This window comes from Bradyrhizobium sp. DOA9 (assembly GCF_000617845.2).
Lineage (GTDB): Bacteria > Pseudomonadota > Alphaproteobacteria > Rhizobiales > Xanthobacteraceae > Bradyrhizobium.
This window is the reverse complement of record NZ_DF820425.1, coordinates 2639167-2650963: the sequence shown is the minus strand read 5'-3', so window position 1 is coordinate 2650963 and position 11797 is coordinate 2639167. Positions and strand designations below refer to the sequence as shown.

Genomic DNA, 11797 nt, shown 5'->3' with positions numbered 1-11797 from the left:
GATCTGGACCTTGGCTCAGTGGATCAGCATGCCGCCGTTGACGTCGATCACGGCACCAGTCACGTAGGCGGAGAGATCCGAGGCCAGGAAAGTGTAAATGCCGGCGACGTCGTCTGCCGTGCCGAGGCGATTGAGCGGAATACCTTCCAGGATCTTCACCCTCATCTCGTCCGTCAGCTTGCCCGCGGTGATATCGGTGCCGATCAGGCCCGGCGTCACGCAATTGACGCGGATGCCGTCCGGGCCAAACTCACGGGCCATCGCCTTTGCGAGACCGAGCACGCCAGCCTTGGCCGCCGAATAATGCGGGCCGCCAAAGATTCCGCCGCCGCGCTGGGCCGAAACCGAGGACATACAGGCGATCGATCCTGACCTGCGCGCGCGCATGTGCGGGATCACGGCCTGGGAGAGGAACAGAACGCCTTTCAGATTGACATCCTGAATGCGATCCCAGTCGGCCGCCGTAATTTCCATGAGCTTCACCGGTTGGGTGATGCCAGCATTGTTGATCAGAATATCGATGGTGCCGAAGGATTCGATCACCCGGGTGACGGCCTGCTCGCAGGACGATTTGTCGGCGACGTCGCACCGAAGGCCGATGTGGGACTCTCCAAGCGGTGCTGCAGCATCCGCCGCAGCGTCAGCATCGATGTCCAGAATGGCGACCCGAGCTCCCTCGGCAGCGAACCGGCGTGCCGTGGCAAGCCCGATGCCGCGCGGCGATGCCGCGCCCGAAATGATGGCCGTCTTACCGCGGAGCAGCATCAGTTCCTCCCGCAAATTGTTTTTCATTGGCAAGGGCAAGGCTAGGAATGCCCCGTGGACGCGCAACAGACAAACGCACAGTTGTCACGGATCGATGAATCTGGTTCACTTATAGAATGCTATCGAATGTTCCGATATCGGCAATTCGCGCCTTTGAAGCCGCCGCTCGCACGGGATCATTCCGCGATGCGGCGAATGAACTTCACCTGACGCCGAGTGCCGTCAGTCATGCCATCCGCAAGCTGGAGGACACGCTTCGCACCGTTCTGTTCGAACGCAGCGCGCGATCGGTGCGGCTCACGCCGGCCGGCGAAAATCTGATGCGCCACACGGGAGCGGCCTTCGATCAGCTTCGCCGTGGCCTCGAAGAAGTCGCCGCGCGCGGACCACAATTGGTGCGCGTCCATTCGGCACCCAGTTTTGCTGCGCAGTGGCTTGCACCCCGGCTTGCACAGTTTCTCGCCGCTTACCCGAAGCTCGAAGTCCGCCTGGCTGCGAGCACGGACTACGCTCGCTTCAGCAACGATGATTTTGATATCGATATCGTTTACGGTCCGCCGCGCGCGGAGGGTGTTGAAGTTGTCCCTCTCGCGGAGGAGACGGTCACCCCGCTCTGCTCGCCTGCCCTGGCAAAATCGATCAGGAAGCCTGCCGATCTTCTCGATCAGACGCTGATCCGCTCGGATGTGAAACAGATTCAGTGGCACCAATGGTTCACGGCGAACGGATTGGAGGCCCCTGCACTCCATGGCATGAGATTCGATCGCAGCTTTCTCGCGATCGCGACAGCCGCGGAGGGTTTGGGAGTAGCGTTGGAATCAACGCTTCTGGCCGAACGCGAACTGGCAAGCGGGCGATTGGTTGCGCCCCTGGCAGGACACGCCAACGATATCCGCTACGTCGGCCATCGCCTGATCTACCCGCGCGCCAGCCGACAGAGATCCGCGGTACGAGCCTTTGCAGATTGGCTCGTAGCGCAACTCGGGGGCGGGACCGCAGGTTCCTCGCACTAAGATCCAAGTCTGGCCGAGCATCACCGCAACCAAGCAAGCAAGCGGCTGTTTTGGGTCTGAGCTCCGACGGTCGCGTCTTCACCGCGCATCGAGGTCAGCCTCAAGGGCAAACAGGCTTGCATCATCCTCGCGGCTGTCCCGTTCGCGCCCAGTATCCGATGCGCTACCATCGATCGGGCGAGATCGCAGGAAATCGTAGTTTGGCGTGCAAAATCGTAAGATTGGTAGCGGGGGAGGGACTCGAACCCCCGACCCCAGGATTATGATTCCCGTGCTCTAACCAGCTGAGCTACCCCGCCACAGGGATCGCGGCGGCGAACAAGGCCGATCTCGCGAACGCGCGGCATATAAGGAAGGGGGCGGGGGTAAGTCAACGCCAAAAGCTTCCGCCTTCGCCGAGCTTCCGCCTTTGCTAAAGCTTCGGCGGACAGGTCGGCGGGACAAGTCGGCGCGGATTTGCCTCTTCTTGGGACCAGACTCGCGGAGAGTCCCCCTCACCCGAAATCCGCGCGTTGCGCGGATTCCGGCCTCTCCCCGGTGGGGAGAGGCGAAGGAAGGCGGCACCTATTTCGGCCGCACGTTCGGGTCGCCGCCGGGGCTGCCGGGGGGCGGAATCACGGGGGTATTGCCGCCGGTGTCGGGCGCGGGGGCGTGCATGTCGGGGTCGACGCCCGAGGGTGGGCAGAGCACGCCGTCCGTCTTGGCGAGCTTGTCGCCGAGCGGTTCCCGGGACTGGCCGGTGGTGGTGCCGTCGGGGGTGGTGGCCAGCCGGTCGGATGGGGCACAGCCGGCGGCGCGTTGCGGGGACGGCGGCGCGGTCGCTTGCGGCGGCGTCGCCGGGGCGGGAGGGGCCTGCGCGATCGCCGGTGCAGAGGCGGCGATCAGGAGGCCGGCAAGGATGAGGTTTGTCGTGCGCATGGCGAGGAAACGCGCGGGAAGCGCGGGGTGTTCCCGGGGGAAATGCGATGTGATCGGGCTTCGATCCCCTATTTCTCGGCCGTCATTGCGAGCGCAGCGAAGCAATCCAGAGTCCCTCCGCGGAAAGATTCTGGATTGCTTCGCTGCGCTCGCAATGACGGGGAGAGAGATGCGTCCTCTCGCAAGGCCAGCGCGAGCCCGGCCGCGCGATCAGGCCTTGTGGTAGCGGATCAGCGAGAAATGGCCCATCGGCGGCATGGGCCTGCGCTCGGTGAGCGCGACGCCGCCGTGCCTTTTGGCCCAGCCCTCCAGGCGCGCCCACGGGAATTCCGGGCGCCAGCCGAGGCGCCGGGCGATCGGCGCGAAGGCGAGCTCGAACAGCTTGCGCGGGCCGCTCTCCGCGCCGATGTGGTTGACCAGGATCAGCTCGCCGCCCGGCTTGAGCACGCGCACGAACTCGTCGAGCGTGCCTTCGGGATCGGGCACGGCGGTGATGACGTATTGCGCCACCACGGCGTCGAAGAAATCGTCGGGGAAGGCGAGGTTCTTCGCGTCCATCACCGAGAGCACTTCGACATTGGAGAGGCGAAGCGCGCGGACACGCGCCTGCGCCTTGCGCAGCATCGGCTCGGAAATGTCGACGCCGCAGACCTTGGTGGTGCGCGCGTAATCGGAGAGCGAAAGGCCGGTGCCGACGCCGACGTCGAGCACGCGCCCGCCGATGCGGTCGGCCTCGGCGATGGTCGACTGCCGGCCGGCGTCGAACACCTTGCCGAACACGAGATCATAGACCGGCGCCCAGCGGCCATAGGCCTTCTCGACCCCGGCCCGCGAGATGTCTGCTGCCATGCCCCCTGCCCTTACTTACTTCACCTCTCCCCGACGGGGAGAGGTCGGATTGCGCAGCAATCCGGGTGAGGGGCCGCGCAGGATACGGTGGGATCGTAACCCCTCACCCGGATCGCATCTATCGATGCGATCCGACCTCTCCCTGCGGGAGAGGTGAAGCCAACCCGACCAGCTGCGCAAGATGTCTTCATGATCAGCCGCGCACGGCTTCCGCGAGCGGGCGCGATGTGCCCGCGCCGACCTTCGCGGCGGCGCTCTGGATGAAGCCGCCGCCGAGCACGCGGGCCTGCCCTGAAGGCGCGTCGTAGAACACGCAGGCCTGTCCCGGCGACACACCCTCCTCGCCGGCGACCAGCTCGACCTCGTAACGGCCGTTGCTGCCGCGCAGCCAGGCGGCTTGCGGACTGCGAGTCGAGCGCACGCGCACGAACATTTCGAGGCCACTTCCGATGGCGCGGTCGATGTCGCCATCGCCGATCCAGTTGACGTCGCGCAGTGCGATGCGGTGCATCTTCAACGCATCGCGCGGGCCGACCACGACGCGGCGGGTCGCAGCGTCGAGCCGCACCACGAACAGCGGCGCATGGGCTGCGATGCCGAGGCCGCGGCGCTGGCCGACGGTGAAATTGGCGATGCCGTTGTGGCGGCCGAGCACGCGCCCGGAGAGATCGACGATGTCGCCGGGGTCCATCGCGTTGGGGCGCAGGCGCGTGATGATGTCGGTGTAGCGCCCCGTCGGCACGAAGCAGATGTCCTGGCTGTCGTGCTTGTCGGCGACCGCGAGGTCGAAGCGGCGCGCGAGCTCGCGCGTCTCGGGCTTGGTCATGTCGCCGAGCGGAAAGCGCAGGAAGTCGAGCTGCTCCTGCGTCGTCGCGAACAGGAAATAGCTCTGGTCGCGGTCGGCGTCGGCGGCGCAGACCAGCGCGCGCGAGCCGTCGGCGCGGCGGCGCGAGGCGACGTAATGACCGGTGGCGAGCGCCTGGGCGCCCAGCTCGCGGGCGGTCTTCAGGAGGTCGCGGAACTTGACGCTGCGGTTGCACTCGATGCAGGGCACCGGCGTCTCGCCGAGGGCATAGGAATCGGCGAAATTGTCGATGACGGATTCGCGGAAGCGGTCCTCGTAGTCGAGCACGTAATGGGGAATGCCGAGCTTGGCGGCGACGTCGCGGGCGTCGTGGATGTCCTGGCCGGCGCAGCAGGCGCCCTTGCGGTGGGTGGCCGCGCCATGATCGTAGAGCTGCAGCGTGATGCCGACGACGTCGTAGCCCTCAGCCTTCAAGAGCGCAGCCGTCGTCGAGGAATCGACGCCGCCCGACATGGCAACGACGACCCTGGTGTCCTCGGGACGGCCTTCGAGATCCAGACTGTTGAGCATCGGCCCTGAAGCGTTGTGACGGCGGCGAAGCGCGATCGGCGATTTGCTTTCTCGGGGGACGGCGGCGATCCCCCGGAACCTTGGTTCCCGAAGAGCACGACTGCCCAAGTCGAAAGCGGCTGAGAGTAGCCTCTTTAATATAGGCGGCATTCCGGTGAAGCAATCAGGCGAGTCCCCCGCTTAGGGCAATTCTTGCCGGGGCGGCAGAAAAGGCGGGGTCGCGGCCGGCGGCCCGGCACCGGCCCCACATCATTAAGACATTGATTATATTCAAGAAATGTCAGATCCTGGACGCTGGCCCGCTCCTTGCTCCGTCTGGTCCGAAGTTGCTTGCAAGGGGTTGCCTGTGGTCGGTCGGATGTCGGATGTCGTGGCAAGCGTGCAAATCCAGAGCGCGCAGCAGAAGCCTGCCCGGTCGCAAGCCCCGAAGGACACGGCGGCGAGAGATGATTTCGGCTCGCTGGTCGACAGCAACACGCAGGCGATCGACAACAGCGCGCCGGCGCAGGACAGCGCGCCGCGCCGGAGCGAGCAGACCTCGTCCTCCGCGCCGGCCGAGCGGCCGTCGCGCGACACCTCGTCCACGGAGCAGTCTTCGCAGAGCAAGGCGAGCGACGACACCGACCCGTCCGCGCCGGCGGAGAACGACAGGGGCGAAGCGTCCAGCGATCCGGCCAGGGACGCCGGCAAGGTCAAAGACAAGTCCGAGACGGCGGACGCCAAGTCGGCGGATGCATCCGACGAGACCGAGGGCGAGGCGACCGACGGCACCGAGGTCGTCACGGCCGCCGTCGATGCGGCTGCCGCCGCGCCGCCCGATACGGCGCAGACCGCCCTGCCCGACCCTGGAATCATCGTGGCCGCGCCGGTCGTTCCGGTCGATCCGAACGCAGCTGCGAACCAGGCTGGCGATGCCGCCGCCGCGCCGCTGGCGATCGCCGCAGCGGGTCTGGCCGCCAGTGCGACCACGGCGGCGCAGATCGCCGGCACCAAGACCGATACCGCCACGACGAGCGAGAAGAGCGCCAAGGCCAGTGCAAAGGCCGCAGGCGCCGAGGTCGATGCCGACACCACGACGACGCTCGGCGAGGCCGCGGCCGGCACGAGCGAGACCACCTCGACCGATGCAAAGGCCAATGGCGGACTGATCGCCGCCGTCAGCCAGGGCACGCCCAAGACCGCGTTCAAGGACGCCGCCACGGCGCAGGCACAGACCGACATCTCCAATATCGGCCAGGACACCGGCAGGGCGCCCCTCGCCACGGCGCAGGGTCCGGCCGCCAACGCCGCACATGCGCAAGGCTTGAAGCCGCAGGCGGACAGCGTCCCGACCGACGCCAAGGCGGGGCCCGCCGACCGCGCCGCCGATCCGGCCCAGGGCACGCCGGCGACGACCGCGCATGCGGGCCCGCAGGCGACCGTCGCTCCGACCGATACCAGCGCGCAGGCTGCCTCCGCCGTCCAGGCGCCGCTGACCAACACGACCTCGGCCGCGACCGCCTCGACCGCGACGCTGACGGCGACCGCGGCGACCCACACGGCCGTTCCAATCAGCGGCATCCCGATCGAGATCGCGGCCGCGATCCGCTCGGGCAAGTCGCGGTTCGACATCAGCCTCGATCCCGCCGAGCTCGGCAAGATCGACGTCCGCATCAATATCGACCGCGCCGGCAACGTCACCTCGCATCTCACCGTGGAGAAGCCGGAGACGCTGCAGATGCTGCGCCAGGACGCGCCGCAATTGCAGCGCGCGCTCGACGATGCCGGCTTCAAGACCGGCGGCAACGGGCTGTCCTTCAGCCTGCGCGACCAGAATTCATCGGGCCAGCACTCCGGCCAGAACAACGACAATGGCGGCAATGGCCGCCGCCTGATCGTCAGCGAGGACGACAGCCTTTCCGCAGCGCCCGTCGGGCGCGGCTATGGCCGCATGTTTGGGCCGAGCAGCGGCGTCGATATCAGAGTGTGAGGAGTATCAGGCAATGACCACCACGAATGCCGCCACGGCGCCCTCGGTCGTCTCCGGCACGACCGACATTCCGAAATCCTCGTCGAATTCGTCAATGAGCTCGACCACGGGGTCGACGCTCGCCGGCAATTTCCAGACCTTCCTGACCCTGCTGACGACCCAGCTGCAGAACCAGAATCCGCTCGATCCGCTCGACACCAACCAGTTCACCCAGCAACTGGTGCAGTTCGCCGGCGTCGAGCAGCAGCTCAAGACCAACGATGCGCTGGCCCAGCTCGTGACCCTGCAGCAGACCACGCAGGCGACCCAGGCGCTGGGCTTCGTCGGCAAGACCGCGCTGGTCGACGGCTCGACCGCGACCATGACCAACTCGGCGGCTGTCTGGCATCTCAACGTGCCGACCGACTCCACCGTCGAGATCTCGATCGCCAATTCGAGCGGCCAGACCGTGTTCAACGGAAAATATACCGCGGCCGCCGGCACGGACATTCCCTTCACCTGGAACGGCATGGGCAATGACGGCACGCAATGGCCCGACGGCAAGTACACGATCTCGGCCACGGGCAAGGACGTCGCGAACAACAATGTCGGCATCGCCGCGCAGGTGCAGGGCGTGGTGTCGTCGGTCGACCTGACCCAGTCGCCGCCGCTGCTCACCATCGACGGCGCCAGCTACACGCTGAGCCAGGTGAAGAGCATCATTGCGACGAGCAATTGATAGCCGAACACCTCTCCCCGACGGGGAGAGGTCGGATTGCGCAGCAATCCGGGTGAGGGGCCGCAGCTATTATTGAGACCGCAACCCCTCACCCGGATCGCATCTTGAGATGCGATCCGACCTCTCCCTTCGGGCGAGGTGGATCGGAGTTCCGGGCTGGCGCCGAGCCCGCAAAAGTCGTTCGGCGTTAGCAAAGTATTTACTTTCTGCCCCGCTCAGCCGGCCGAGATTGCCTCTCCAGCCCGCCGCGCCGGCCGCGTTCCCGCAAGATTCAACGAGAATTGTATTGAACCCTTAGGCTTAGCGGATTTTTAAGCCGCGAGGGTTACGGTTACGGCGTGAGTTCAGTGGTTGAGAGTTTGTGAGTACGCCATGACAGAACCCCATCGCCCGAGGGTAAAATACGTCATCGGGCCGGACGGCAGTCCGTTGACGATCGCGGACCTGCCTGCACCCGGCACCAAACGCTGGGTCATCCGCCGCAAGGCCGAAGTCGTCGCCGCCGTCCGCGGTGGACTTCTCTCCCTCGAGGAGGCCTGCAGCCGTTATACCCTGACGGTCGACGAATTCCTCTCCTGGCAGTTTTCCATCGACCAGCACGGTCTGGCGGGTCTTCGCACCACCCGCATCCAGCAATATCGCCAGTAAGCGATCCGGAAATCTGCGGTCTTTGACGAAAATCGGCCTCGCCCTGCGAGGCCGATTTTTTTCATGATGCACTTTTGTCCGACCTCTTAACCTTCGTTAACCATATCGAAACCATCCCCTAGGCAATAATTGCCCAGTCGGCCTTTCCAGTGAATGCGGCCGAATCTGTTGGGGCGGTTGCTTGCAAGGTCTTGCGGACTTCTTAAAAAGTATCGGTGCCGCCCGGTTCGGGGCGATGATCGCGGTCACCGCCGCGCTCATCGGCTTCTTCGCCTTCGTCATCATGCGCGTCACCACGCCGCAGATGACGACGCTGTTCACGGACCTGTCCGTCGAAGATTCCTCCAGCATCATCAAGGACCTGGAACGCCAGGGCATCCAGTTCGAGATCCGCAACGAGGGCTCCATCATCATGGTGCCCAAGGACAAGGTCACGCGGCTGCGGATGAAGCTCGCCGAGGGCGGACTGCCCAAGGGAGGCGGCGTCGGCTACGAGGTGTTCGACAAATCGGACGCGCTCGGCACCACCTCTTTCGTCCAGAACATCAATCATCTGCGCGCGCTGGAGGGCGAGCTCGCCCGCACCATCCGCGCCATCGACCGCATCCAGGCCGCGCGCGTCCATCTGGTGCTGCCGGAGCGGCCGCTGTTCGCGCGCGAGGCGCCGGAGCCATCGGCCTCGATCGTGGTGCGCGTCCGCGGCGCGCTGGAAGCCCAGCAGATCCGGGCAGTCCGCCACCTCGTCGCCTCCGCCGTCAACGGGCTGAAGCCGCAGCGGGTCTCGATCGTCGACGAGGCCGGCCAGCTGCTCGCCGACGGCGCGGCGACCGATCCGGAGCAGGCGGTCGGCGACGAACGCCGCATCTCCTTCGAGAAGCGGATGCGCAAGCAGGTCGAGGACATCGTCTCCTCCGTGGTCGGCTCGGGTCGCGCCCGCGTGCAGCTCTCCGCCGATTTCGACTTCAACAAGGTCACCCAGACCTCGGACAAGTTCGATCCCGAAGGCCGCGTGTTGCGCTCGAGCCAGACCCGCGAAGAGCAGAGCATGACCGCCGACAACAACGGCCAGGTCACCGTCAACAACGAGCTGCCCGGCAACCAGCAGAACAGCGGCGCCACGGCCAAGGACCAGAGCAAGAAGATCGAAGAGACCAACAATTACGAGATCTCCCGCACCACCAAGACCGAGGTGACCGAAGCCGGCCGGGTCAACCGCATCTCGGTGGCAGTGCTGGTCGACGGCATCTACACCAAGAACGACAAGGGCGAGCTCGCCTACCAGGACCGTACCAAGGAGCAGCTCGACCGCATCGCCGCCTTGGTGCGCTCGGCGATCGGCTTCGACCAGAAGCGCGGCGACCAGGTCGAGGTGGTCAATTTGCGCTTCGCCGACGCGCCCTCCACCGCTCCGATCGGCGAGCCCGGCGGCTTGCTCGGCATGCTGCAGTTCACCAAGGACGACGTGATGTACTTCGTCGAGCTCGGCGTGATGATGCTGCTCGGCCTCGTCGTGCTGTTCCTGGTGATCCGCCCGCTGGTCAAGCGCATCCTCGCCTCCGACGAGGTCGCCGCCGCCATCTCCGGCGTGCTGAGTGGCCCCGCCGCCTCGGAAGAACCGGCGCCGGCCGGCCAGCCGCTGCTGCCGAGCGGCGCCGCCAGCGCCATCGACGTCGCCACCATTCAGGGCCAGGTCCACGCCCAGTCCGTCCACCGCGTCGGCGAGCTCGCCGAGCGCAACCCCAACGAAACCGTCGCGATCATCCGCCAGTGGCTCACCGAGCCGACCAAGTGACCGCCAAGTAAATCAAGAAGTGATCTGACATGGCCGCCAGTCTGCAAAACGCCAATTCGAACGACATCACCAGCGTGATCTCCACGCTCGGTCAGCGCGCCGGCAGCCGCGCCGCCGACGGCAAGAGCCTTGCACAGCTGCCCGGACCGAAGCGCGCCGCGATCCTGATGCTGGCACTGGGCGAGCAATATGGCGGCAAGATCTGGGGCCTGCTCGACGACGACGAGGTGCGCCAGCTCTCGCTGGAGATGTCGACGCTCGGCACCGTCGAGGTCGACACGGTCGAGGACATGCTGCTCGAATTCGTCTCGCGCATGTCGGCTTCCGGCGCGCTGATGGGCAATTTCGACGCCACCGAGCGGCTGCTCCAGCAATACCTGCCGCCGGAACGCGTCAACGGCATCATGGACGAGATCCGCGGCCCTGCGGGGCGCAACATGTGGGAGAAGCTCTCCAACGTGCAGGAAGAGGTTCTCGCAAACTACCTCAAGAACGAATATCCGCAGACCATCGCCGTGGTGCTGTCGAAGCTGAAGCCGGAGCATGCCGCGCGCGTTCTCGGCATCTTCCCCGAGGATCTCGCGCTCGACGTCGTCAACCGCATGCTGAAGATGGAGGCGGTGCAGAAGGAGGTGATCGAGAGCGTCGAGAAGACGCTGCGCACCGAGTTCATGTCGAACCTGTCGCAGACCCGCCGCCGCGACGCCCACGAGGTGATGGCGGAAATCTTCAACAATTTCGACCGCCAGACCGAAACCCGCTTCATCACCTCGCTGGAGGAGGACAACCGCGAATCCGCCGAGCGCATCAAGGCGCTGATGTTCACCTTCGACGACCTGGTGAAGCTCGATTCCGGCTCGGCCCAGACCTTGATGCGCAACGTCGACAAGGACAAGCTCGGCGTCGCGCTCAAGAGCGCCAACGAGGACGTCCGCAACTTCTTCTTCGGCAACATGTCCTCGCGCGCGGCCAAGATGCTCCAGGACGACATGGCGGCGATGGGCCCCGTGCGCCTGCGCGACGTCGACGAAGCCCAGGCGCTGCTGGTCAATCTCGCCAAGGACCTCGCCGCCAAGGGCGAGATCATGCTGACCAAGAACCGCGCCGACGACGAGCTGGTGTATTGATGGCCGCTCCGGCAAAATTCCTGTTCGATACCGACTTCGCGGCGCCCGAGCGCTCGACGCGCGAGAAGGCCGCGACCGCGGCCGAGATTGCGCAGAAGGTCGCGGAGGCCGAGGCGCGCGCCTATCAGGACGGCTTTGCCGCCGGCCAGCGCGAGGCCAAGGCCGAGAGCGACCGCCGCGTCGCGCTCGCGATGGAAGAGATCAACATCGCCATCCGCGGCGTCGCCGCCGGCATCGGCAACATCGAGACCAAGATGGAGACCGAGGCGGTCGAGGTCGCGGTCGCGGTGGCGCGCAAGCTGTGCGCCGACCTCGTCGCCGCCGAGCCGCTCGGCGAGGTCATCGCGCTGGTCAAGGACTGCTTCTCGCATCTGGTCGCGACGCCGCATCTCGTCGTCCGCATCAACGATGCGCTCTACGACAGCGCGCGCGAGAAGATCGAGCGGCTTGCCAAGCAGAGCGGCTTCGAGGGCCGGCTGGTGATCCTGGCCGAACCGGAAATTGCCACCGGCGACTGCCGGATCGAATGGGCCGATGGCGGCGTCGTGCTGGAGCGCGGCGCCATCGCGGCCAAGATCGACGACATGGTCGGACGCTATATCGCGTCCCGCAGGGGGAGCTAA

General features: G+C 65.9%; 11 protein-coding genes and 1 tRNA gene. 7 read left to right on the top strand and 5 right to left on the bottom strand.

Translation table 11 applies throughout. The features are described 5' to 3' along the window. Positions 1–15: 15 nt before the first annotated feature. Positions 16–765, bottom strand: coding sequence for an SDR family NAD(P)-dependent oxidoreductase (locus tag BDOA9_RS12345; RefSeq protein WP_025034243.1), 750 nt, complete (start codon positions 763–765; stop codon positions 16–18). Between the two features lie 116 nt (positions 766–881). On the opposite strand from BDOA9_RS12345, the gene BDOA9_RS12340 reads away from it, so the two are divergent. Then, the gene (locus tag BDOA9_RS12340; protein ID WP_025034242.1) at positions 882–1778 is read left to right on the top strand and encodes a LysR substrate-binding domain-containing protein; all 897 of its coding nucleotides are present in this window, start codon (positions 882–884) and stop codon (positions 1776–1778) included. A 222-nt stretch (positions 1779–2000) separates the two neighbouring features. On the opposite strand, the gene BDOA9_RS12335 is transcribed toward BDOA9_RS12340, so the two are convergent. The 4 genes from BDOA9_RS12335 to mnmA form a co-directional block, all read right to left on the bottom strand. Beyond that, positions 2001–2077 (bottom strand) — tRNA-Met (locus BDOA9_RS12335). A 265-nt stretch (positions 2078–2342) separates the two neighbouring features. Continuing rightward, positions 2343–2696, bottom strand: coding sequence for a hypothetical protein (locus BDOA9_RS12330; protein WP_025034241.1), 354 nt, complete (start codon positions 2694–2696; stop codon positions 2343–2345). Positions 2697–2906: 210 nt separating this feature from the next. Next, complete coding sequence (locus BDOA9_RS12325) at positions 2907–3545, bottom strand: class I SAM-dependent methyltransferase (RefSeq protein ID WP_025034240.1); 639 nt, start codon at positions 3543–3545, stop codon at positions 2907–2909. Positions 3546–3738: 193 nt separating this feature from the next. Further along, a complete protein-coding gene (gene mnmA / locus BDOA9_RS12320; RefSeq protein WP_025034239.1) occupies positions 3739–4920 on the bottom strand; it encodes a tRNA 2-thiouridine(34) synthase MnmA in 1182 nt (393 codons plus the stop codon). A gap of 346 nt (positions 4921–5266) precedes the next feature. Here mnmA and BDOA9_RS12315 point away from each other — a divergent pair, with 346 nt between their 5' ends. The 6 genes from BDOA9_RS12315 to BDOA9_RS12290 all read left to right on the top strand — a co-directional run bounded on the left by BDOA9_RS12315 (position 5267) and on the right by BDOA9_RS12290 (position 11797). Next, positions 5267–6889, top strand: coding sequence for a flagellar hook-length control protein FliK (locus BDOA9_RS12315; protein ID WP_025034238.1), 1623 nt, complete (start codon positions 5267–5269; stop codon positions 6887–6889). Positions 6890–6902: 13 nt separating this feature from the next. Further along, the gene (locus tag BDOA9_RS12310) at positions 6903–7607 is read left to right on the top strand and encodes a flagellar hook assembly protein FlgD (protein WP_025034237.1); all 705 of its coding nucleotides are present in this window, start codon (positions 6903–6905) and stop codon (positions 7605–7607) included. 372 nt (positions 7608–7979) lie between these two features. Then, positions 7980–8255 (top strand): CtrA inhibitor SciP, encoded by a 276-nt coding sequence (gene sciP / locus BDOA9_RS12305; protein ID WP_002714638.1) that lies wholly within the window; start codon positions 7980–7982, stop codon positions 8253–8255. Positions 8256–8436: 181 nt separating this feature from the next. Next, positions 8437–10047: a flagellar basal-body MS-ring/collar protein FliF gene (gene fliF / locus BDOA9_RS12300; protein ID WP_025034236.1), complete on the top strand. Its 1611-nt coding sequence runs from the start codon at positions 8437–8439 to the stop codon at positions 10045–10047. A gap of 29 nt (positions 10048–10076) precedes the next feature. Then, positions 10077–11174: a flagellar motor switch protein FliG gene (gene fliG, locus BDOA9_RS12295; protein WP_025034235.1), complete on the top strand. Its 1098-nt coding sequence runs from the start codon at positions 10077–10079 to the stop codon at positions 11172–11174. Beyond that, a complete protein-coding gene (locus BDOA9_RS12290; RefSeq protein WP_025034234.1) occupies positions 11174–11797 on the top strand; it encodes a FliH/SctL family protein in 624 nt (207 codons plus the stop codon). Before fliG ends, BDOA9_RS12290 begins: the two co-directional genes overlap by 1 nt.